Raw genomic sequence first — 22,098 nt, 5'->3', positions numbered from 1 at the left:
GGGCCGACTCCCGCCTCAGGACCCGAGGTGGAAGTCGGCCACCAGCGGCAGGTGGTCCGAGGCATGCCGGGCCGCCGCCGTATGCACGATCCGGGCGTGATCGACGACGATCGGCCCCCGGGCATAGGCCTTGTCGAGCGACCCCATTGGGAAGAACGCCGGGAACGACCGGAACCGCGCCCGGGGGGCCGTCACCTGCGAGAACCCATGACCGTGGAACACGGCGCGGCCCAGGCTGTCGCGCCAGTCGTTGTAGTCGCCCACGATCAGGGTCGGCAGGTGGGCCGACTCCTGGAACAGCGGGTTCGCCAGCAGGTGGGCGACCTGCCAGCGCCTTTCCCCCTCGGCCAATCCCAGGTGCCAGTGCACCAGGTGCAGCGGCCCCTCGGGCGTCTCCACCACGGCCATCTGGGCCCCCCGCGGCTTCCTCCGTCCCAGCCGCAACGAGACCTCATGGTGCGCCCGCAGCGGCCACCGCGACAGCAGCAGGTTCCCGTATCCCCCCGCCTTCAGGCGGACGTTGAGCTGGAACAGGTCGCCCGCGGCCTCGAACGCCTCGGCCAGCAACCTCGGCTGGTCGTCGAACCGCGACCGGCGGACGCCCCGATCGACCTCCTGCAAGCAGATCAGGTCCGGGTTTTCGTCGCGGATCACCCGGACGATCCGCTCCAGGCGATACCGGCGATCGCGCCCGCCGATCCCCTTGTGGATGTTGTAGCTGAGCAATCGCATCCTCGCCCCGACCCCTTTCCTGCAACGCCGTGCCTGCGGCGGATCGCCCGACCAGGCCCCTCGGTTCGAACCAAAATTCGTCCCGGCCCTCCAGAGGGTATGCCCTCGGATCGGATTGGCCTTTGTACGCTGATGCCGCCGGTTGACGAGGGATCGCGGCCCCACTCCACTGCATGTTCCGATGGACGTTGCCATTGTACCGGGCGGATCGGGTTCCGAAACCGTTGGAATACTGGCGATTGCTTCACGGCCAACATCAAGTGGAAGCCGCGATCGGGGTATCGCAGTGCGAGCTTGCACAACCTATGCGAGTTGAGGGCGAATTGGACAAGCCGCTGCTGATCCTCGACCTGGACGAGACCTTGATCTACGCCGAGCCGGGGAATCCGTCCGACGACCGGCCGGTCGACTTCCACATCCCCGGCCATCGGGTCCTCCGACGTCCCTACCTCACCGAATTCCTTGAAACGACCGGCCTCTGGTTCGAGTTGGCCGTTTGGTCCTCGGCCTCCACCCCTTATGTCCGCTCGATGGTCGCGAAGATCTTCCCGGCCCCCGAGGCCCTGGCGTTCGCCTGGTCGAGCGATCGCTGCACGCTTCGGTATCACGCGGAGTTGCAGACCTGCTACTGTGTCAAGGATTTGAAGAAGGTCAAGCGATTGGGATACGACCTCGGACGCGTCCTGATGGTCGACGACACGCCTTCAAAGTTGGAGCGGAACTACGGCAACCACCTGCCTGTGGACCCGTTCGAAGGGCAACCCGGCGACACGGAACTGCGGGACGTGCTACCGTTCCTGGACCGGCTACGCGAGGCGGAAGACGTGCGTCGGATCGAGAAGCGGGCCTGGCGGGAACTCGTTCGCCGCGGGCCTGGCCCGGAGCCTTGAGCGCCGACGCAGGCCGGAAATCCAAGTGAAAGCGGGCCTGGTCGAGACCCGGTAGGAGGCCGTTCGCTGGGTCGAGACTCACCAACTTCGACTCGCAGGCCGAGGCACGCCATCCATCAAGCAGGACGACGGGGAGCGATTTCGGATGTCTCGGTTTCCGGGGAAGAAGCTCCCGCCGCATTGGGTTTATCTGCCATCTCGGCGTCAGGTCCGCGACCTGCTGCGGGGGCTCGACGCCGACGTGCGACGCGTGGATTTCGCCGGCACGGGCAGCGGACCGAGTTCGGTGGGCCTGCTCATCGGCTATTTGGAGCGTCGCGTGGCGGACGGAGGCTGGTGCTTCTACTTGCGGTTGTGGGGCGTGCCCGAGTCGTCGGTCGAAGGGCGAAGCGAGGAACTGGCCCTGGCGGCACTCCTATCCATCGAGGATTCAGTGGCCGAGTGCCTGGCGATCCCGGCAACCGACGTGGTCAAGCCGACACAACTTCACCTATGGTTCAAGATCGACGCCGAAGGCGTGATCCCTGAGTGCAGAGTCAAACCGGTCGCCCCATATTCGTTCTCGGCGGGGCAATGGTGGATCCGCTCGGACGGTGACTGGCCTCGCGAATGGAGATCGCCCCGTAGATTGGGCAACTCCCAACGAACTTGATTGGTCGTGGTGAGCGGTGCCCGCCGCACCCAGACGTCTCAATTCGTTTCGGCGTGAAGCGGAGGCGCCAGGCTTGAGCCCTCGGCCCGCTGGACCTTGCCGTGCACGAAGAGCTTGCAGCCGCTATTGCCCGAGACGCGGAGCCGGAAGGGCTCCAGGCCCTCGGCGAGGCAGATCCCCATCGTCCTCTCGGCGGTGGCCGCCTCCGGCTCGATCTGCCACATCTTGCAGCCGCGGCACTTGCCCCAGTTTTCGGAAGGCATGGCGAAGACCCCTCGCCACGGCCCGCCGGGCGGACGGCGGGCCGTGTGAATGGGCGGGGATCAAGCAACCGTCGTGCCGTGCTTCGAAGTGGGCCATCCTGGGATGGCCACCGCCTGGACACGGCAGGGTAGGCACCGCCACGGAGATGGATCGGCTGATTCGTCACTTCGCCTGGAAGCTCGTCGATGCGGCCTGCCGCCGCGCCCGGCGGATGCCGAGCAGCGCGAGCGTGTGGCAGGCGGCGCGGTAGACGAACCAGTAGCCGAGGACATTCGGGCCCGGGATGACCGCCAGGGGGATGGTCAGCGCGGAGACGACCAGGTCGACCATGAGCCAGAAAAGGTGCGGGTATCGGCGGCCGGCGAGATAAGCCTCCCACGCCGATCGGGCCTCGTCGGGCCCCATCGCCGGCGGGTGGTGAATTCGGATCTCCTCCGCCCGGCGCAGGCGGCGGAGCATCGACTCGTCGGGGGAGACGAAGTGCCGGAGCCACTCGAAGAGGCGCCGGGCCTGGAGGCCGACCCCGCTCTCCGAGCGTTCCGCCGCATCCTTGAACCGATGATAGGTCCGGTTCAGCCAGGCCCGGAGTCCGCGGCCCGGCGCCGCCGACGGAACCTGTTCGTCCCCATGCCGCGAAGGCTCTGCGAAGAAGACGAGGTGGCCGTCTGGCAGGACGCGCAGGTAGATATCCATCTCGGCATCCGGGGCGGCATCGGTCGCCGCCGGGTCGGGGTGGCCGGGGGTGGCGTCGCAGGTCATCGGGAAATGATTCACTTTTCGTTCCTCCGGTGGCCCGCTCACAGGTAGGGGGTGAGCAGGCGTGCGAGGCCGTCGCGGAGCCGGATCGGCAGGCTGCGACGACGGATCTCTTCCAGGGTGATCGGACTGGCCCGGCGGATCTTCTCGCGGATGATCCGGTCGATTGCGGTCGCCAGGGGCCGGTCGTAGCACTCCAGGTTGAACTCGAAGTTGAGGCGGAGGCTGCGCGGGTCCCAGTTCCCCGAGCCGAAGAACGTCCACATCCCGTCGACGACCATGAGCTTGGTGTGGTCGAACGGCGGGGGCGAATACCAGACCCGGCAGCCGCTCTCGATGATCTGCGCGAGCAGGGCCGACGAGGCCCACTTCACCAGGGCCAGGTTGTTCCGGCCGGGCAGGACGATGTCGACCTGCACGCCCCGCATCGCGGCGATCCCCAGGGCGGAGATCAGCACCGACTCGGGCAGGAAGTACGGGGTGACGATCGCCACCGAGGACCGGGCGCAGGCCAGGGCCCCGAGGATCGCGCTGAGCAGCTTGTCGCGGTTCTCGTCGGGCCCGTCGGCGACCCCCCGGGCGAGGATCGCGCCGGCCGGGTCGATCGCGGGGAACCAGGCGGGCCCCTCCAGGACCTCGCCGGTGGCGAAGTCCCAGTCGTCGGCGAAGACGCCCTGGAGGTCGGCGACCACCGGCCCGCGGATCCGGAAATGCAAGTCGTGGGCCGGGTGCGGCGGCCCGAGCGCGACGGCATGGCACTCGTCGATGTTGATCCCGCCGGTGAACCCGACCTTGCCGTCCACCACCAGGATCTTGCGGTGGTTGCGCAGGTTCAGGTACGGGACCCAGCCCGGCGCCAGGGTCGGCAGGAACGCGGCGCAGGGCACCCCGGCGCGCCGCAGCGCGACCAGGACCGACGGCCAGTCGTAGCGGGCCCCGAGGTCATCGACCAGGACCCGGACCTCGATGCCCCGGCCCACCGCCCGGCTCAAAGCCTCCACGAAGGGCGTCCCGGCGCGGTCGGCATTGAAGATGTAGGAGCACAGGCCCACCGACCTCGTCGCCTCGTCGATCGCCCGGATCATGGCCGGATACGCCTGATCGCCGTCCACCAGCGGGGTGACCTCGTTGCCCCCCAGCAGCGGCCGGCCGGTCACGTCGCCGATCAGCCGGGCCAGGTCGTCCAGGTGCCCGACGCCCGGCCCCTCCGCGGCGGCCGAGGCCGGGCCCCGGCGCGCGTGCCGGCCGCCGGCGCGGGGCTTGTTGGCCCGGAGCGATCGGGCCTTCCGCTCGATCCGATTGATCCCCAGCAGGATGTAGAGCGTGGTCCCCACCAGGGGGGACAGCCAGATCAGCCCGATCCACCCGATCGCCGCCCGCGTCTCGCGCTTAGTCAGGACGACATGCCCGGACGCCACCAGGCTGATCAGGACATAGAACCCGGTCGCCAGGTAGGCGGCCGGCTCGTGCGCAACATCCAGGAAACGGCTCATCATCGGGGAGGATCCGGGCCGGCGCGGGGCGGGCGCCATCCAGGGACATCAGGAGACCCGGCCGCGATGCACCGACCTCGCGCGACCTTCCGCGGGCCTTGACCGGGGCCGCGCTCCGGCGGGGACACGGCCCCGCACCAGGGATTATACGCCGTGGGCCCGGGATCGGTTCCCTGCAACTCCCATCCCCTTCCCGCGGCCCGGCACGCGGGGTAACTTGTCTCGGGCCGGGCGAGTCGGGTCGTGCCCTCGCCGCCGGTCCGCCCCGGCGTGGGGCATTCGTACATCGATGGGCCATCACGGCGGCGCCGGGCGCCGGCCGAAGGGGACAGCCATGAGCAGACCGAACCTGATCGACCAGCCGGCCACCCGCCGGGCGTTCCTCGGCGGGGCCGCGTCCCTGGCGGCCTGCGCCCTCCTGCCGAGGCGGGGCCTCGGCGCCGTCGCCGAGAAGCCCAACTCGGTCTTCAACGGAGTGCGGATCGGCTGCATCTCCTACAGCTATCGCGGCGCCATCACCACGGCCCAGGACACGCTCAAGGCCCTCGTCGAGGACGGGCTCAGCGAGGTCGAGCTGATGGACGGGCCGATCCGCGATTACGCCGGCATCCCCGCCCCCGTCGCCCGCAAGGGCGAGAAGCCGGCCGCCCCGCCGACCGAAGAGCAGCGGCAGGCCATGCTGGCCAAGTGCGCCGAGCTGCGCCGGATGTACAACGACGCGGGCGTGAACATCCACATCCACAAGACCCCGTTCGGCCAGTCCGACGAGGCGATCGAGTTCAACTTCCTGATGGCCAAGGCCCTCGGCGCCTCGGCGATCACCCTGGAACGCTCCGAGGCGATGGCCAAGCGGCTCGCCCCGTTCGCCGACAAGCACAAGATCTGGATCGGATTCCACAACCACACCGAGAACATCCCGGCGATGGACAAGGTCGACCCGATCCTGGCCTACGGCGAGTACATCGGGTTCAACCTCGACATCGGCCACTACTTCGCCGGGTCCAAGGGGAAGTCGCCGATCCCGGTCCTGGAGAAGTACCACGACCGGATCGTCAGCCTGCACCTGAAGGACCGCACCGCCGACGGCGGCAACGTCCCCTGGGGCACCGGCCAGACCCCGATCAAGGAGGTCCTCCAGCTCATGAAGCAGGAGAAGTGGACGTTCCCCGCCGACATCGAGGTCGAATACAAGATCCCCGAAGGGTCGAGCGCCGTGGCCGAGGTGGCCAAGTGCGTCCGGTATTGCAAGGAAGCCCTGACCTGATCGGCGGCCGGGCCGGCGTCGCGACGCCGGCCCGGCCCCTGTGGATCAAGCGGCGAGCGGGGATCCCGGCTCGTCGGGCTTCGGGGCGTCGTGGACGACCAGGGAATAGAGCGCGGGGACGACGAACAGGGTGGTGAGCAGGCCGGCCAGGATGCCGCCGATCACCGCCCGGCCCAGCGGCCCGTTGGCCTCGCTGCCCCGGCCCAGGGCCAGGGCCATCGGGATCAGGGCGAACAGGGCGGCCAGGGCGGTCATGAGGACCGGCCGGACCCGGATCGACGCCGCCTTCCGCATCGCCGCGTCGGGCGAAAGCCCCTCCTGGGTGCGGAGGTTCTGGGCGAAGTCGACCAGCAGCACCGTGTTCGACACGACGATGCCGACCATGAAGATCACCCCCAGCAGGGACTGGACGTTGATCGCAGAACCCGTCACGTACAGCATGATCACCACGCCGATCAGCCCCAGCGGGACGGCGAACAGGATCACCAGCGGGGTCAGGTACGACTTGAACAGCGAGGCCATCAGGAAGTAGATCAGCATCGATGCCAGGACCAGGCCGAAGCCGAGGCTCCGGAACGTCTCCTGCATCCGGGAATACTCGCCGCTCAGCTCGATGGTCGACCCCTTGATCGTCTTGCGTTGGGCCGAGGTGTCGGCCGGATCATAGGGGACCCAGGTCCCGTCGGGTTGGGCCACGCCGAACTCGCCGACCAGCTTCGTCACGTCGTCAGCGACGTGGCCGAGGTCGCGGCCGTGGACGCCCATGGTCAGGTCGATGGTGGTCTGGAGGTTGGTGTGGGTGATCTCGGTCGGCACCGACCCGCGCCGCAGGGTGGCGATGTTCCGCAGGGGGATCGGCTGGGCCTGCTTGGGCCCGGTGATCGGCACGTCCATGAGGGTCTCGACCGAGTCGATGTCCTCCTCGTGGTACTGGACGCCGACGAAGTACTGGTTCTTGCTGACCGGGTCGATCCAGAAGTTCTTCTTGTGGAACTGGATGCTGGAGTTGAGCGCGGCCACCACGTTCTTCATCACGTCGACCTGGTTCAGGCCGAGGTCGGCCGCCTTGGCCCGGTCGACGTCGATGATGTACTGGGGATAATCCAGCCGCTGGATGATCCGGGCGTCCACGACGCCGTCGACCTTGGTGATCTTGCGGAGGATCGCCTCGGCGAGCTTCCGCCCGGAGGCGGTGTCCTTGCCGGTGATCCGGACGTTGATCGGCGACGACTTCCCCTCGTTCATCGCCGACCGGATCATCCCGCCGGCGTCGAAGGCGAACTCCAGGTCGGAGAACGCCGCGTCGGAGGCGAACCCGGTGCGGAGCATGTGCACATACTCCTGGGCCGATCGGTGGCGGTGCTCGGCGAGCTGGACCTTGAGCACGGCATCCATCGGCCCGGCGTTGGCCGTGTAGGCCGCCGACAGGTCGGCCACCACGCCCAGCTCGGAGATGACCAGTTCGAGGTCGTGGCCGATCTTCTCGCGGACGTAATCCTCGACCTTCACGATCCGCTTCTCGGTCTCCTCGATCCGCGTCCCGCTGGCCAGCCGGGCGTAGATCTCGAAGGCGCCGGAGTCGACCTCGGGGAAGAACTCGCGGCGGAGCTGGCTGCCCAGGATCGTCAGCACGGCCACCAGCAGGCCCACCGCCCCGAGCACCGTGATCAAACGACGCCCCATCACCCACTCCAGCCGCCGCACGTACCAGCGGATGCCGACCTCGATCAGCGCCTCCCAGCGGGCGAAGGCCCGGGCGAAGAGGCCGGGACGAGGTGCATGGGCGTCGTGTCCGTGGGCGGCGTGCGGCTTGAGCCATCGCGCGGCCCGCGACGGGACGAAGGTCCGCGACAGCAGGAACGCGGAGACCATGGCGAAGGTCACGGCCGCCGCCATCGGCCGATACAGGAACTCCCCCAGCCCCGGCATGAGCGCCAGCGGGGCGAGCACCAGCAGGGTGCAGAGGCTGGCCACCAGCTCGGGCAGGGCCACCTCGCTGGCCCCGAGATAGGCGGCGTCCTCGGCCGACGCCCCGAGGCCGAGGTGGCGGTGGGTGTTCTCCAGGCAGATGATCGCGCTATCCACCAGGGGCCCGATGGCCAGCGACAGCCCGGCCAGGGTCATCACGTTGATCGTGTTCTTGGTCGCATACAGGCCGATCATCGCCGCCAGGACCGCGATCGGGATCGTCAGGACGGCGATCACCATCATCCGCCACTCGCCCAGGAACAGGAAGATCACCAGGGAGCAGAGGATCGCCCCCAGGACGCCCTCCTCCACCAGGCTTTCGATCGACTGGCGCACATACACCGACTGGTCCATCACCAGCTTCAGGTCGATCCCGTCGCGGGTCAGGCGGGCCTTCATGGTCTCCAGCGAGGCCCGGAGGTTGTCCACCACCTGGAGCGTGCTGGCACCGCCCTGGCGGAACACCGGCACATACACCTGGCGGCGGCCGTTGACCCGGACGACGTTGGTCTGGATGTAGTTGGCGTCCTTGGGGGTCGCCACGTCGGCGAGGTAGGCCGCGTTGCCGTGCTCGTTGCGGAGCGGGATGTTGGCCATGTTGCCGACGAGGTCGAACATCGAGTTGGAGTCGATGGCGTAGTCCGTCTTGCCGAATTTGGCGCTGCCGGTGGGCAGGAAGACGTTGTACTCGTCGACCGACTTCAGGACGTCCAGCGGGGCCAGCCCGCGCGCCTGGAGCTTCATCCGGTCCAGGTAGAGCATCACCGCGCGGATCTTGCCGCCGTAGACCAAAGGCGCGATCGCCCCGGGCTGCGACATGATCTGCGGGCGGACCTCGTACCGGCCGGTGTCGAACAGGGCCGATTCCCCGTGCTTGGTGCTGTCCAGCGCGAGCAGGCAGACCGGCGTCGTGCTGGTCGGGTCATACGGCAGGACGACCGGGGGCAGGGTGCCGGGCGGCATCGTGGGGTATTCCCATCCGGCCAGCGAGTTGGTCTCGGTCAGCGCCCCGCTCCGGTCGACCGAGCTGCGGAAGTAGTCCCGGACGATGCTGGCGCCGACGATCGAGCGCGACTCCAGCTTCCGCCCGCCGGAGGCCTGGACCACCCCGCGCTCCATGCGGGCGGTGATGTTCTTCTCGATGCTCGCGGCGGGCATCCCGCCGTAGAAGGTCAGGACCTGGACCGCCGGGCTGTTGAAGACCGGGAGGATGTCGATCGGGATGGCCATCGCCGCCAGGCCGCCGAGCAGGGCGGCCGCCAGCGACATGACGGTCACCGCGATCGGGTTTCTCAGCGACAGCAGGATCAGGCCGTTCATGAAGCCTCTACCTCGGAGAAATCGGGATCGGTCGTTCGCGGGCGGGCGAATCAGTGGGCCGGGCTCGCCGGCTTCGCGGGCCGGGGGACGACGGCCATCCCCTTTTCGAGCGGGGAGGCGGTGCGGAGGATCACGTCGTCATCGGGCCCGATCCCGGAATCGACCTCGACCAGCGACCCGTTGTCGCCGCCGAGCGTGACGGCGACCATCTCGACCTTGCCGTCGCGGACCACCTGGACGACGCCCTGTCCTTTGCCGGAACGCTCGACGATGCAGGCGGCCGGCAGCGTCAGCCGCTCCGAAGGGGGTTCCAGGGAGATGGTGGCCCGGCCGTACATCCCCTCGCGGAGCTGGTCGTCGGGGTTGGGCAGGTCGATCTCGGCCCGCATCGTCCGCGTGGTGGGGTCTTCGGACTCGCCGATCCGCGAGACCTGGCCGCGGAATTCCCGCCCGCCCAGGCCGTCGATGGTGACGACCACCGGGTCGCCCGGGTCGGTCAGCACGACGTCGCGATCGGGCACCCGCACCACCACCCGCATCAGGTCGGTGCGGCTGACCATGAACAGGGGGGGCTGGCCGCCTCCGGACGCGGCCCGGATGAACTCGCCCGGGTGGAAGCTGCGGAGCGTGACCACGCCGTCGAACGGGGCCACGATCTTCGCATAGCCCACGTCCACGCGGGCCGTCTCCAGCTTCGCGGCGGCGACGGCCACCGCGGCGCGGGCCTCGACCACGTCCGCCTGGGCCTGGGCCACCTTGGCGACCGCGCCGGCGATCCGGGCCTTGGCCGAGAGGATCCCTAGCCGCCCGGTCTTCTCGGCGGCGGTGGCCGCCTCCAGGTCGCGATGGTGCTCATCGACGACCCGCATGTCCACGGCGTTCCGCTCGTTCAGGGACTTCATCCGGGCGAACTGGCTCTCCGACATCGTCCGGATCGCGACCAGGCGGTCGACGTCGGATTCGGCCTGGTCGGCCGTGGCGATGGCGATGTCCCGATCGGCCTCGGCCGCCTTGACCTTGGCCTCCATCTGGAGGGCCTGGGCCTTGGCCTGCTCCAGCAGGGCGGCGGCCTCCTCCACGGCCCTTTCCTCGCGGGGGACGTCGATCTCGGCGAGGACCTGCCCCTTCGTGACCCGCGACCCGATGTCCACGGCCTGCGTCTTCATGTAGCCGGAGACCATCGAGAAGAGGTCGACCGACTCGAACGAGTGGACCGACCCCGGCTGCACCGTCACCCGCTCGACCCCGCCTTTCGCGGGGCGGATCACGTCCACCAGCGGGGTCGCGGCCTCGACGTCCGCCGGCCCGGGGCGCGATTCGGCCCTCCCGACGCCGACGGATGCCAGGTGCATGGCCCAGGCCCCGCCGGCCAGGCCGGCCAGGACGAGGGACGCGACCATCAGGCGGGCCCAGTTCGGCCAGGGGGCCGGCTTCGCCGCCCGCCCGCCCCGAGGGGCGATCGTGTCCGGTGTCGATGTCAAGGGATCGGCCTCCAATCAGAGGGAACGGGGGATCGCTGCGCCTCGGGGCGAGGGCATGGCCCGGACGCGATGGATGCTCGCCGCGTCGCCTGGGGTTCGACGCGGTCGAAAACTCCCGCCTCAGGGGGATGGGCGGGGCGTGGGCGAGCGGATCTCATGGGGCGAACGGGGACGCCCCGCGACCGGCGGGATCACACGAGTTATCATACAGGAGCCGGCCCGGGCGGCGAGCGAAACGAGCGTAAAATCGTGCTTATAGACGAGGGGGATCGGGCCCCCGACGCGGCATTTCGCCCGGGATTTGTCGTCCGGACCGCCGGACGGGATGGGGCGTGGGATGGGCATCCGGGTCCTGGTCGTGGAGGACGAGGCGAATATCGCCGATTACCTGGTGCGGGGCCTCCGCGAGGAGGGCTTCGAGGTCGAGCTCGCCGGCGACGGCGACTCGGCCTGGCAGGCCCTGGCCCGCGGCGGGTGGGACATCGTCCTGCTCGACTGGTGGCTGCCCGGGCAGGACGGGATGGAGCTCCTGCGCCGCTTCCGGGAGCAGGACCGGCGTACCCCGGTGCTCTTCCTCACGGCCCGCGATCAGGTCCACGACCGGATCCTCGGCCTGGACGGCGGGGCCGACGACTACCTGTGCAAGCCCTTCGACTTCGACGAGTTGCTGGCCCGGATGCGGGCCCTGATCCGCCGCGTCGCCGACCGCGCCGACACCCGCGTCGGCCACGGCGACATCGTCGTGGACCTGGCCACCCGCCGGGCCGAGCGGGCCGGCCGCCCCCTGGACCTGACGGCCAAGGAGCTGGTGTTGCTGACCTACCTGATCCGCCACCCCGGCCGCGTCCTGAGCCGCACCCAGATCTATGAACAGGTCTGGGATGATCGGTACGACTCGCAGTCCAACACGCTGGGCGTCCACCTGATGGACCTCCGCCGCAAGCTGGAGGCGCTCGGCCCGCGCGTCATCCACACCCTGCGGGGCCGCGGCCTGTGGTTCGGCGACCCGCCCGGGGCGGCGGCCGAGGGGGACGGATGAGCCTGGCGTCGCGGATCTCCGTCTTCTTCCTGGCCGCCCTGGCGCTGGTGCTCGCCGGCTTCTCGGGCACCCTCTACCTGCTGGCCCGCTCGGACATGGCCCGCCAGCTCGACGCCCAGTTGGAGGGGGCCCTGGACATCCTCGAAGCCTCCGTGGACATCGAGCCGGGCGGGCTCGAATGGGAGCCCACCGACCGGCAGATCACCCTGGGCGTGGACCCGGGCATCCACGCGGTCCGCTGGGCGGTGCGCGACGGGCAGGGGGCCCTGATCGACCGCTCGGCGAACTCGCGGGCGGGCGGCTTCCCCATCGCCTGGGCGCCCCGGGGCTGGCCCGCCGACCCGCCCGATGGCTCGGCCTTCGGCGCCGCCTCCGGGTGGCGGATGGCGAGCCGGCGGCTCCGGATCGACGAACTCCTCCGACAGGGGCGGGGCCACCCGGACGACGAGCCCGGCTTCGAGGTCCAGTACCCGACCCTGATCCTGGTGGTCGGCCTGGAGCCGGCCCAGGCCGAGGCGACGCTGGGGCGGCTGGGCCTGGCCCTGGCGGGGCTCTCGGCCGGCATCTGGGCCTCGGCGGCCGCGGCGGGCCGATGGTTCTGCCGCCGGGCCCTCATGCCGGTCAGCCGCATGGCCCACGCCGCCACCGCCATGACCGCCGCCGACCTCGGCCAGCTGCCCGTCCCGTCCACCGGGGACGAGCTGGAGGAGTTGGGCCGGGCCTTCAACGGCCTGCTCGACCGCCTGACCGAGGCGTTCTCCCGGCTGAACGAGGCCTACGACCGCCAGCGACGGTTCGCGCTCGACGCCTCGCACCAGCTCCGCACGCCGCTGGCGGCCCTGCTCGGACAGGTCCAGGTGGCCCGCCGGCACGACCGATCGCCCGAGGAGTATCGCCGGGTCCTCGACCTCGTCGGGTCCGAGGGCGCCCGGCTCCGCCAGATCGTCGAATCGCTGCTGGCGATGGTCCAGCCGGGGACCTCGCACGAGGATGCCGCGACCTTCGACCTCGGGGCCTGGGCCCGCGACCACGCGATGCGCTGGTCGTCCCACCATCGGTCCGCCGACCTGGCGATCGACGTGGCCGACGCCCCGCTGATGGTCCGGGCCTCGCCGACCCTGGTCGGGCAGGTGCTGGATAACCTCCTGGAGAACGCCTTCAAATACAGCCCGCCCGGCTCGCCGGTCGCGGTCCGGGCCTGGCGCGAGCCCGGCGCCGTGGCGCTGGGGGTCGAGGATCGCGGGCCGGGGATCTCGGCCGAGGATCAGCCCCGCGTCTTCGAGCCCTTCTTCCGCACCGAGCGGGCGCGGCGCGAGGGGCAGGGGGGCGTGGGCCTGGGGCTCGCCGTGGCCCATCGCATCGCCGCCAGCCTGGGCGGCTCGCTCGAACTGCGGAGCGACCCGGGGGGCGGCAGCCGGTTTGTGCTCCGACTTCCCGAGGCGGCCGCCGACGCGGGGGGTGAAGCCCCCGGCCCGCGGCAGTCCGGTCGGCCCGATGATGACGGCATTGCCGGCCGAAACGCATCGGGCGGCCACGCGGGCATCAAGCCCGGAGAGATCGTTTGACGAACAGACGGGTATCCGTTCGCCGAGATGGGCCGGGCGGCCGTCCCTGACACAGGAGGTCATCGTGAGGCGTAGGATCACGCCATCGTTCATCGCCGCCTGGCTCGCCGCCTGGCCATTGGCGTCGGCCGACGAAGGCCGGGCGCCGGAACTCGCCCCGCCATCCGCCTCGGCCGACGCGGCCCTGCTCTCGCCCCCCCCCTCGGTCCTCCCCGGCGAATTCCGGCCGATCGACCTGGGGACCGCGCTCCGGCTGGCCGGGGCCGAGAACCCCGAGCTGAACCTGGCCCGCCAGCGCGTCGTCGAGGCCGCGGCCCTCCGGATGTACGCCGCCGCCCAGATCCTCCCCACGATCAACGCCGGCGTGAACTACGACGCTCACAACGGCAACCTCCAGCAGTCCAACGGCAACATGCTGTCGGTCAGCCGGAGCGCCGTGTACGTCGGGGCCGGGTCCAACGCCGTCGGCGCGGGCACGGTGAACATCCCGGGCGTGGTCCTGTCCGGCAACATCGGCCAGGGGATCTTCGCCTACCTGACCAGCCGGCAGGTGGTGATCCAGCGCGAGGCCGCCACGCTGGCCACGCGCAACCAGGTCTTCCTCCGGGTCACCCTGGCCTATTCCGAGCTGACCCGGGCCGAGGGGCGGCGGGCCATCGCCCTCCAGGCCCGCGATGAGGCCCGCGAGGTCGCCCGCCTGACCGCCGAGTACGCCGCGACCGGAGAGGGCCGAAAGGCCGACGCCGACCGCGCCGCCACCGAGCTGGCCCGCCGCGAGGGGGACGTCCTGACCGCCGAGGGGGACATCCTGGCCGCGTCGGCCGCCCTCTGCCGGGCGATCAACCTCGACCCGTCGATCCGGCTCCACCCGACCGACGCCTTCGTCGTGCCGATGCCGATCGTCCCCGACCCGCAGCCGCTCTGCGAGCTGATCGCGCTGGGGCTGCTCCGACGGCCCGAGCTGGCCGAGCGCCGGGCCGTGATCCGCGAGGCCCTGCTGTCGCTCCAGGGGTCCAAGGTCCTCCCGTTCTCGCCCACGGTGCTGGTCGGCTTCAGCGCCGGCGGCTTCGGCGGCGGGAGCAACCTGGTCCGGCCGGTCTTCGGCAGCCTGGCCGGCCGGTCGGACTTCGACGTGGTGGCCTACTGGACGATCCAGAACCTGGGGGTCGGCAACGTCGCCCTGATCCGCACGGCGGACGCCCGGCTCAAGGCGACGAAGTTCCAGGAGATCGCCGTGCTCAACCAGGTCCGGGCCGAGGTCGCCACGGCCTACGCCCGGACCCACGCCCGATTCGCCCGGATCGCCACCACCGAGGCCGCGACCCGCTCCAGCCAGGCGGGGTTCCGCGAGGACTACGACCTGATCCGCTCGCGAGGCACCCGGAGCGTCCTGCCGATCGAGCTGCTCAACAACTTCCGGCTGCTCAACGAGTCGCGTCGGGAATACCTCGACGCGATCGTGGACTACAACCGGGCCCAGTTCGAACTCTACGTCGCCCTGGGGCAGCCGCCGGCCGACTCGCTGGCCCGCCCCGCCCCGATCGACGGCATCGCCCCGTCGGACATCCCCGGCACGATCGGCGGCCCCGCGGCCGGCGCGCCCGCCGCCCCCGCACCCGCCGCGATGCCGAACCCCGGCTGATCCGGTCTTCAAGGAATGAGGACATGATGCCACGCTACTGGATCGCCCCGATCGCGGCGGCCCTCGGGGTCGCCGCGGCGGCCGGATGCGCGACGCGGTCGGCCGAGATTCGCCCGACGCCCGCCTCGGCCGCGATCCCGCCCGAACTCGTCGAGGTCGAATCGTCCTTCGCGGCCGCCGCGCCGGGGGACCCCGCGATCCGGCCGGCGTCCGACGAGGCGGCCGCCGACGCTTCCATCGCACTCGCCCCGGCCGCCGCGACGCCCCCGCCGATCCCCGAGGCCACGCCGCCCCGGCTCATCGACCTGTCGTCCGCCCTCCGGCTGGCCGACGGCCAGAACCCGGTGATCGGCGAGGCCCGGGTCCTGATCCTCGCCGCCCTGGCGCAGCGGACCGCCGCTCGCTCCCTACTCCTGCCGTCCCTGAACGCCGGCCTCAACTACCACGACCACGTCGGCCCGCAGCAGCGCTCGGTCGGCACGATCCTGCCGCTCACCGAGCAGTCGTTCTACTACGGGGGCGGGACCAACACCCTGGGGGCCAACACGATCGCCATCCCGGCCGTCAACATCGCCAGCCCCCTGACCGACGCGATCTTCGAGCCGCTCGCGGCGCAGCAGAGGGTCGTCGGGACGCGATTCAACGCGGCGGCCACCGCCAACTCCACCCTCCTGGACGTGGCCCGGCTGTATCTCGACCTCGTCGGCAACGAGGCCGTCCTGGCCATCCGGCGCGAGCTGGCCGTCGAGGCCGATCGGATCGCCTCCGAGGTGGCCGCCTACGCCGAGACCGGGCAGGGCCGGCATTCCGACGCCGAGCGGGCCGACGCCGACCGACGCCTCTTCCAGGCCGCCATCCAGAGGGCCGAGGAGGACGCCTTCGTCAGCTCGGCCCAGCTCGCCGAGCGGCTCACCCTGGACCCCTCCTCGCGGCTCCGGCCCGTGGCGGGGCCCATCGAGCCGGTCGAGTTGATCGATGCCAACGCGCCCGTCGAGTTGCTGATCCGCTCCGCCATGGCGCGCCGGCCCGACCTGTCCGCCCGCGACGCCCTGGCCATGGAGGCCCAGTACCTGGCCCACCGGGAGAAGGCCCGCCCGTTCCTGCCGACGATCTGGCTCGGCTTCAGCGCCGGGTCGTTCGGCGGCGGGAGCGACCTGGTCACGCCCGATCTCGGCCGCTACGACGGCCGGACCGACTTCGACGTCCGGGCCTACTGGACCCTGCTGAACTTCGGCGTGGGCAACTCCGCCCTGATCAAGCAGCGCAACGCCCGGTTCAACCAGGCGCTCGCCGAACGGACGCGCGTCCTCAACCAGATCCGCGACGAGGTCGCGACCGCCCGCGCCGAGTCGCTGGCCGCCCGGTCCCGGGTCGAGGTCGCCCGGATCGGCCTCCGGACCGCCGAGGACGGCTATCGCCAGGACCGGGACCGGCTCCGCGAGACGGTCGGCCGGCCGATCGAGGCGCTCGACAGCCTCCGCCTCCTCGCCGACGCGCGCGTCGCCCTCGTCCGGGCGATTATCGCGACCGACCGGGCCCAGTTCGCCCTGTTCGTCTCCCTGGGCGCCCCGCCCCCCCTGGACGTCCCGCTCGACGGCCACGCCCCCGGGTTGCCGCCCACCCAATGAACAATCTTGCAGATCAAAATCCATAACGAAAGAAACGATGACTCGGCCGCATCGCCCGGCACCGACCGCGGCGATCAGCGGCCGGGCGTCTCCGGGGATGCTTGCTGGGAACGCAGGCGGGTTACGATCCGGTCGGCCTCCAGGGCATCCACCCCGGAAAAGATGGCGATCAGCGGGACATCCGGCGCCACGTCCAGCGTCTTGACGAAGGCCGGCTTCGCATGGTCGAGCAGGTATTGCCCGACGGTGTGCGCCGGATACCGCAGGTGGCCGGGCCGGTTCATCACGACGAACCAGCGGGGGTTGGTGCGCGGGGTGGCCAGCGGCGACGGGCGGAGCAGGCCCCAGCGGTGCAGGTACTCGAAGGACACGGTCGGCAGGGCGAACGCCACCGCCCGGTCGGGCTCGGTATGGGCGTTGATCCAATCGCGCACGTCGGGGGTCAGGGCGTCCCAGTAATAGGTCGGTTCCAGCCCCGCCCGCGCCGCCCCCGACAGGCCGCCGATCAGGGCGTTGTAATAGGAGAGTTGGAGCGGGTGGTATCGCCAGGTGCTCCACGACCCGCCGATCAGCGCGACCGACAGGGCCAGGACGCCGGAGATCCGCGCCAGTCGGCCCCCGGCATGCCGGCCGAACCCCGCCCCGATCGCGGCCACGCCGATGCCGGACAGGCAGGCCAGGAACGCGAACGCCGGCAGGAACAGCCGCTCGGCGTCGTGCCCCGGCGCGTTGGGCAGGGCCCGCAGCACCATGAAGAAGGCCCAGCAGCCCAGCAGCAGGGTCCCCGCCCGATCCCGGAACCGGCCCACCGCCACCCGCCCGATCCCGACCAGCGACAGGGCCAGGGTCGCCGGGGGGACGCCAATCGCCGTCCAGGCCAGCGTGTTGTACCACGGTAGCGAGAACAGGTAGACGCGGCCGAAGAACAGCGTCGGGATGGGCAGGAGTTGCCGCCGTGTCAGGTTCGATCGGAGGAACGCCCGCCCCCCCTCGACCGGCTCCAGCCACCACGTCGGGTTGCAGGCATAGACGACGGTCGCCGCCACCGCCCCGCCGATCGCCAGCACCCGGGCGGCCCGGGCGTCCCGATAGAAGATCGCCCAGGCGATCAGGGGGGCCGGCAGGAACCAGCCCGTGAACTTGGTGGCCATCGCACAGCCCCAGGCCAGGCCGAAGGCGAGCGTCCACGCCCGGCCCCGGGATCGGCCGTCATCGCCCGATTTGGCCTCGACGGCCCCCAGGAAGGCCATCACGCCCAGGATCCAGAAGCAGAGCGTGGGCGTGTCGGTCGTCGCCAGGTGGGCATGCCCGAAGACGTGCGGCATCGACAGGAGGCCGAGCGCGGCCATCGCGGCGGCGGCCCGCCCGTAGAGCCGGGCCATCGTCAGGTAGACCGCCCCGAGCGTCAGCGCGAACAGCGCCGACGGCCCGGACCGGTACGCCTGGAGCGGGGGCAGAAACCGATGGGTGGCGATCCAACCGGCCAGCGACAGCAGGGCATAGCCGGGCGGGTGGCCGTTCGGCTCCTCGCGCGAGAATTGCCAGTAATAGCGGAGCGATTCCCGGCTCCACGGCGACCCGGCCGTCGATCCCGCCTTCTGGAGATAGGCGGTGCGGCCCTCCAGCCAGGAGAGGAACGGCGTCCAGGCCCGGCCGGCGGCGGAGTCGTCCCCGGCGACACGGGCGAACCATTCGCGGAGCCGATCCACCCGCTCGACGACGTACCCCTCATCCCAGGCCATCCCGCAGTCGCCCAGCGTCGCGACGAGCAGGGCCAACGCGCCCGCGACGATCAGCCCGGCCGCGATCGCATCCGCCCGGCGTGCGACGGCCGCCCTCCATCCCGTCGTCCCCATGATCGCGCATCCCCCACCCCGCGGAGCGGCCCAACCCCATCCCCCGACCTCGGGGGCCGAGCGGCAGTATACCGCAGGCCGTCCCCGGCGGCCCCGGGCGCCCGCCCGCCGGGACGAGCCCATCACGAGAGCCCCGGGCAAGATCGCACGGATTGGGACGGATCCACGCGGGTCGCCATCTCGGCGCGCATTATTAAACGAGTTCAGAGAGGCTTTTTGCTTGACGGGGATCGGAGACGCCATTAGGTTGACGAACTCACCTCACATCTTTCTCTGTCGAGTCCGTACTCCATTCGGAGATCTGGCATGGCCAAGTCATCCCCGAAGGCGCACGCGCGCATCCGTCGCGGCTTCACGCTGATCGAACTGCTGGTGGTGATCGCGATCATCGCCGTGTTGATCGCCCTGCTCCTGCCGGCCGTCCAGGCGGCGCGCGAGGCGGCCCGCCGCTCCCAGTGCGTGAACAACCTGAAGCAGATCGGCCTCGCGTTGCACAACTATCACTCCGTCAATGATAGTTTCCCGATGGCGATGAGCATCCCGAGTTCGGTGGCCACGATCGACGGGTCCCAGACCAATGGGACCGGCCACGGCGCGAGCGTGCTGGTCTTCCTGCTGGGGAGCATGGAGCAGACGGGGCTCTACAACGCGTTCAACCTCAGCCTCCAGGCGACCGCGCCGGGCGGCCCGGCGGCCTTCCGGGTGATGAATTCCACGACGTACCTGTCCTCCGTGGCGTCGTTCCTCTGCCCGTCCGACCCGGGCAGCAGCGTGTTCAAGTACGGCTCGAATTACGGCGGCAGCGTCGGCCCGCAGTACCGCAGCGACGCCGGCACGACGGGGGTCGGGGTGGGGATGTTCGCGTCCCGCGTCGCCTTCGGCATCCGCGATTGCACCGACGGGTCGAGCAACACGATCGCCTTCGCCGAATCGCTGATCGGCGACAACTCGCCGGCCTCGAACAACGGCGCCGAGTCGTACAACTGCGTGCCCTGGCCGGCCAGCGCCGCGGGGTCTGGTGCGGACCAGGTCATGCCCGGCGCAATCGCGAACCTGAATAGCTACATCACCGCGTGCAACGCCATGCGGGCGGGGACGGCCAACCAGGTGAATGACGTCGGGTCGTACTGGGCGGCGGGGCGGATGGTCCAGGGCCCGCTGACGAACCAGCTCCTGACGCCGAACTCGCCCAACCAGGACTGCTACAACTACGCCCAGTACACCGGCCTGAAGACGGCCCGGAGCCGCCACCCGGGCGGGGTCAACATCCTGATGGGCGACGGCAGCGTGAAGTTCGTCAAGAACACCATCAACCAGACGACCTGGTGGGCCCTGGGCTCCAAGGCCGGCGGCGAGGTGATCTCGGCCGACGCCTACTGACATCGATCGCAGGCTCTCCCGGCGCCGGGGCGCCGGGGCGCCGGGGCGGCCGACCCGGCACCCCGCCTCGCGTACCGGGGGTCCCTCGCTTCGACGCGGCGTGACGCCGGGATGGCCGGCGGGATGGGAATGGAGGACGAATGATGAGAACGGCATGGCGAAGGATCGGTCCCGCGAGCCTCCTGATGGGAGGGCTCGGCCTGGCGGTCCTCCTGCCCGGGTGCGGGGCCGGCGGGTCGGGCGGGACGACGGGGCCGAATGCCGAGGTCCAGGTCGTCCCGCCCGTGGACGCGCAGGGCAATGCCTATTCGATCGAGGATGAATCCAAACCCCAGAAGAAGGCCAAGTGAGCCCGGACCCGCTCGGGCCGCCCACGGGAGCGGCCCGAGCGGCGCGGTCGGCCGCCGATGCTGCGGTCGGGTCGGGGCCATCTGCCCCGGATTACGCAAATTGTCATGGACGAGGCCGGTGTCCGATCCGTCGCCGGAACAGACCTGACGCGTTTTGACCGCCATTTGTTCGGATCATGTCAAATCAACAGCCATTATACATTCCGCTTGACGGTAGCCGGGGTGGCCAGTAGCCTGACCATTCTCCTCACAACTCTTTCTGTATACATTTCTACCCAGGAGATCTGGCATGGCCAAATCCGCCCTCAGGGCCCGTATGCGCACTTATCGCGGGTTCACGCTGATCGAGCTGCTGGTCGTCATCGCCATCATCGCCGTCTTGATCGCCCTGCTGCTGCCCGCCGTGCAGGCCGCCCGCGAGGCCGCCCGCCGCTCGCAGTGCACCAACAACCTGAAGCAACTCGGGTTGGCGATGCATAACTACGAGAGCACCAATGGTGCGTTCCCGATGCTGGGCAACGGTCCTAGCACGACCAACAACAGCCTCGGCCATGGCCCGAGCGTATTGGTCTACCTGCTCGGCTACATGGAGCAGAACGCACTGTCCAACGCCTTCAATTTCACCTGGGGTCACGTGACCTGTTGCGACGCCAACCCGAACGTGAACACGACCGTGAGGAACTCCTCGGTCAGCTCGTTCCTCTGCCCGTCCGACCCGGGCGGCTCCGTCTTCAAGATGGGCGGCAACTACGTCGCGACCGTCGGCCCCCAGTTCAATGAGCACTCGGTCGTCACGTCCACAAGCGGGGTGGGCGTCGGTCTCTGGGCCGCCCGGGTGTCTTACGGCATTCGCGATGTGACCGACGGCACCACCAACACGGTCGCCTTCGGCGAGGCGACGATCGGCGACAACTCGCCCGGCGGCCGCAACGGGGCCGAATTCTACAATTGCGTCGCCTGGCCCGGCTCCGCCAACGGCTCGGGTGCCGGGATGGTGCCGCCCAATCCGGCCGCGATCACCAATCTCCAGAGCTACGCCACCCAGTGCGTCGCGGCCGCCGCCTCCGCCGCCGGCGAGCAGAACGCGGCCCGCCAGTACTGGGCCTCGGGCCGGTTCGGCCAGGGGATCATCGTTTCCAACCTGCTGACACCCAACTCCACGACCCCGGATTGCCAGAACACCAACGAGAACGGCACTCATGCGATGAGGAGCCGTCACCCGGGCGGAGTCAACGCCCTGATGGCCGATGGCAGCGTCAAGTTCATCAAGAACACCGTCAACCAGACGGCCTGGTGGGCGTTGGGGACCAAGGCCGGCAACGAGGTGCTCTCGGCCGACGCCTATTGAGCCTCGACGGGGGAGCCTGCGAGGCGAACCCTCGCCAAGCAGGCCCGCCCGGCACTCATGATGATCGGGCCGGTGCGACGTGCCGGCACGAACTCCGCGACGATCTTCCCTCGATAACGGACCCGCACCCTCGGGGCTGCCCTGATCCGAAGGGTGGCGACCGAGGGTTCCTGGCCACTCTCAGGTAAAATCCCATGATGCTGCGAAAGATGATGGGGGCTTGTGGCCTCCTGCCGCTGGCCTTCGCCCTGGCCCTCACGCTCCCCGGCTGCGGGTCGGGTGGGGGCGGCGGGTCGCAAGAGCTGAACCCGGATGGTTCGGTCAAGATCGTCCCCGGCCCGAATCCCGCCCCCGGGGCCGTCCCGCTGGACCAGGAATACGGGCCGAACGACCCCCGGAGCAAGGCCAAGGCCAAATGATCGTGCAACCCGGCCCGGTTCGGGATCCCCGATCGGGCCGAGGGGAGGTTC

18 protein-coding genes are annotated in these 22,098 nt (G+C 70.3%); 11 read left to right on the top strand and 7 right to left on the bottom strand.

Annotated elements, in window-relative coordinates; genetic code table 11:
- Positions 1-15: 15 nt before the first annotated feature.
- Positions 16-732 (bottom strand): endonuclease/exonuclease/phosphatase family protein, encoded by a 717-nt coding sequence (locus TA3x_RS00680; protein WP_435018190.1) that lies wholly within the window; start codon positions 730-732, stop codon positions 16-18.
- A gap of 323 nt (positions 733-1,055) precedes the next feature.
- On the opposite strand from TA3x_RS00680, the gene TA3x_RS00675 reads away from it, so the two are divergent.
- Positions 1,056-1,622: an NIF family HAD-type phosphatase gene (locus TA3x_RS00675; RefSeq protein WP_435018189.1), complete on the top strand. Its 567-nt coding sequence runs from the start codon at positions 1,056-1,058 to the stop codon at positions 1,620-1,622.
- Positions 1,623-1,767: 145 nt separating this feature from the next.
- Positions 1,768-2,274 carry a hypothetical protein gene (locus TA3x_RS00670; protein ID WP_435018188.1) on the top strand — a complete coding sequence of 169 codons (507 nt, stop codon included), beginning with the start codon at positions 1,768-1,770 and terminating at the stop codon, positions 2,272-2,274.
- A 38-nt stretch (positions 2,275-2,312) separates the two neighbouring features.
- Here TA3x_RS00670 and TA3x_RS00665 read toward each other — a convergent pair whose 3' ends face one another.
- From TA3x_RS00665 to TA3x_RS00655, 3 genes are all read right to left on the bottom strand, one after another.
- Positions 2,313-2,537, bottom strand: coding sequence for a hypothetical protein (locus tag TA3x_RS00665; protein WP_435018187.1), 225 nt, complete (start codon positions 2,535-2,537; stop codon positions 2,313-2,315).
- A gap of 163 nt (positions 2,538-2,700) precedes the next feature.
- A complete protein-coding gene (locus TA3x_RS00660; RefSeq protein ID WP_435018186.1) occupies positions 2,701-3,312 on the bottom strand; it encodes a hypothetical protein in 612 nt (203 codons plus the stop codon).
- 23 nt (positions 3,313-3,335) lie between these two features.
- Positions 3,336-4,790, bottom strand: a complete 1,455-nt coding sequence (locus TA3x_RS00655) for a phospholipase D-like domain-containing protein (protein WP_435018185.1) — start codon at positions 4,788-4,790, stop codon at positions 3,336-3,338.
- 331 nt (positions 4,791-5,121) lie between these two features.
- On the opposite strand from TA3x_RS00655, the gene TA3x_RS00650 reads away from it, so the two are divergent.
- A complete protein-coding gene (locus TA3x_RS00650; RefSeq protein WP_435018184.1) occupies positions 5,122-6,051 on the top strand; it encodes a sugar phosphate isomerase/epimerase family protein in 930 nt (309 codons plus the stop codon).
- Between the two features lie 45 nt (positions 6,052-6,096).
- On the opposite strand, the gene TA3x_RS00645 is transcribed toward TA3x_RS00650, so the two are convergent.
- Together TA3x_RS00645 and TA3x_RS00640 are read right to left on the bottom strand one after the other, a co-directional pair.
- On the bottom strand, positions 6,097-9,339 hold the full coding sequence (locus TA3x_RS00645; protein WP_435018183.1) for an efflux RND transporter permease subunit: 3,243 nt from the start codon (positions 9,337-9,339) through the stop codon (positions 6,097-6,099).
- Between the two features lie 50 nt (positions 9,340-9,389).
- Complete coding sequence (locus TA3x_RS00640; RefSeq protein ID WP_435018182.1) at positions 9,390-10,820, bottom strand: efflux RND transporter periplasmic adaptor subunit; 1,431 nt, start codon at positions 10,818-10,820, stop codon at positions 9,390-9,392.
- Between the two features lie 337 nt (positions 10,821-11,157).
- On the opposite strand from TA3x_RS00640, the gene TA3x_RS00635 reads away from it, so the two are divergent.
- The 4 genes from TA3x_RS00635 to TA3x_RS00620 all read left to right on the top strand — a co-directional run bounded on the left by TA3x_RS00635 (position 11,158) and on the right by TA3x_RS00620 (position 16,694).
- Entirely contained in the window at positions 11,158-11,859 is a 702-nt protein-coding gene (locus TA3x_RS00635) for a response regulator transcription factor (protein WP_435018181.1), read from the top strand.
- The gene (locus TA3x_RS00630) at positions 11,856-13,424 is read left to right on the top strand and encodes a sensor histidine kinase (protein ID WP_435018180.1); all 1,569 of its coding nucleotides are present in this window, start codon (positions 11,856-11,858) and stop codon (positions 13,422-13,424) included. The genes TA3x_RS00635 and TA3x_RS00630 overlap by 4 nt, the downstream gene beginning before the upstream one ends.
- A 64-nt stretch (positions 13,425-13,488) precedes the next feature.
- Positions 13,489-15,066, top strand: a complete 1,578-nt coding sequence (locus TA3x_RS00625; protein ID WP_435018179.1) for a TolC family protein — start codon at positions 13,489-13,491, stop codon at positions 15,064-15,066.
- 23 nt (positions 15,067-15,089) lie between these two features.
- Entirely contained in the window at positions 15,090-16,694 is a 1,605-nt protein-coding gene (locus TA3x_RS00620; RefSeq protein WP_435018178.1) for a TolC family protein, read from the top strand.
- Between the two features lie 74 nt (positions 16,695-16,768).
- Here TA3x_RS00620 and TA3x_RS00615 read toward each other — a convergent pair whose 3' ends face one another.
- Positions 16,769-18,550: an ArnT family glycosyltransferase gene (locus TA3x_RS00615; RefSeq protein ID WP_435018177.1), complete on the bottom strand. Its 1,782-nt coding sequence runs from the start codon at positions 18,548-18,550 to the stop codon at positions 16,769-16,771.
- Between the two features lie 306 nt (positions 18,551-18,856).
- On the opposite strand from TA3x_RS00615, the gene TA3x_RS00610 reads away from it, so the two are divergent.
- From TA3x_RS00610 to TA3x_RS00595, 4 genes are all read left to right on the top strand, one after another.
- Positions 18,857-19,930, top strand: coding sequence for a DUF1559 domain-containing protein (locus tag TA3x_RS00610; protein ID WP_435018176.1), 1,074 nt, complete (start codon positions 18,857-18,859; stop codon positions 19,928-19,930).
- Positions 19,931-20,115: 185 nt separating this feature from the next.
- Positions 20,116-20,280 (top strand): hypothetical protein, encoded by a 165-nt coding sequence (locus TA3x_RS00605; protein ID WP_435018175.1) that lies wholly within the window; start codon positions 20,116-20,118, stop codon positions 20,278-20,280.
- A 289-nt stretch (positions 20,281-20,569) separates the two neighbouring features.
- Complete coding sequence (locus TA3x_RS00600) at positions 20,570-21,628, top strand: DUF1559 domain-containing protein (RefSeq protein ID WP_435018174.1); 1,059 nt, start codon at positions 20,570-20,572, stop codon at positions 21,626-21,628.
- A 194-nt stretch (positions 21,629-21,822) separates the two neighbouring features.
- A complete protein-coding gene (locus TA3x_RS00595) occupies positions 21,823-22,047 on the top strand; it encodes a hypothetical protein (protein WP_435018173.1) in 225 nt (74 codons plus the stop codon).
- The last annotated feature ends 51 nt before the right edge of the window (positions 22,048-22,098 follow it).

It is taken from the genome of Tundrisphaera macrotermitis, assembly GCF_051175315.1.
Lineage (GTDB): Bacteria > Planctomycetota > Planctomycetia > Isosphaerales > Isosphaeraceae > Tundrisphaera.
The sequence above is the reverse complement of the archived record's forward strand: the minus strand, read 5'-3'. Positions and strand labels throughout refer to the sequence as shown.

Bases quoted from the DNA above. Each gene is read 5' to 3' on its own strand.
- TA3x_RS00605 (WP_435018175.1), top strand. From the start codon at position 20,116: ATGGGAGGGCTCGGCCTGGCGGTCCTCCTGCCCGGGTGCGGGGCCGGC.
- TA3x_RS00645 (WP_435018183.1), bottom strand. From the start codon at position 9,339: ATGAACGGCCTGATCCTGCTGTCGCTGAGAAACCCGATCGCGGTGACC.
- TA3x_RS00615 (WP_435018177.1), bottom strand. From the start codon at position 18,550: ATGGGGACGACGGGATGGAGGGCGGCCGTCGCACGCCGGGCGGATGCG.
- TA3x_RS00635 (WP_435018181.1), top strand. From the start codon at position 11,158: ATGGGCATCCGGGTCCTGGTCGTGGAGGACGAGGCGAATATCGCCGAT.
- TA3x_RS00620 (WP_435018178.1), top strand. From the start codon at position 15,090: ATGATGCCACGCTACTGGATCGCCCCGATCGCGGCGGCCCTCGGGGTC.
- TA3x_RS00665 (WP_435018187.1), bottom strand. From the start codon at position 2,537: ATGCCTTCCGAAAACTGGGGCAAGTGCCGCGGCTGCAAGATGTGGCAG.
- TA3x_RS00595 (WP_435018173.1), top strand. From the start codon at position 21,823: ATGATGCTGCGAAAGATGATGGGGGCTTGTGGCCTCCTGCCGCTGGCC.
- TA3x_RS00670 (WP_435018188.1), top strand. From the start codon at position 1,768: ATGTCTCGGTTTCCGGGGAAGAAGCTCCCGCCGCATTGGGTTTATCTG.
- TA3x_RS00650 (WP_435018184.1), top strand. From the start codon at position 5,122: ATGAGCAGACCGAACCTGATCGACCAGCCGGCCACCCGCCGGGCGTTC.
- TA3x_RS00680 (WP_435018190.1), bottom strand. From the start codon at position 732: ATGCGATTGCTCAGCTACAACATCCACAAGGGGATCGGCGGGCGCGAT.
- TA3x_RS00655 (WP_435018185.1), bottom strand. From the start codon at position 4,790: ATGATGAGCCGTTTCCTGGATGTTGCGCACGAGCCGGCCGCCTACCTG.
- TA3x_RS00600 (WP_435018174.1), top strand. From the start codon at position 20,570: ATGGCCAAATCCGCCCTCAGGGCCCGTATGCGCACTTATCGCGGGTTC.
- TA3x_RS00630 (WP_435018180.1), top strand. From the start codon at position 11,856: ATGAGCCTGGCGTCGCGGATCTCCGTCTTCTTCCTGGCCGCCCTGGCG.
- TA3x_RS00610 (WP_435018176.1), top strand. From the start codon at position 18,857: ATGGCCAAGTCATCCCCGAAGGCGCACGCGCGCATCCGTCGCGGCTTC.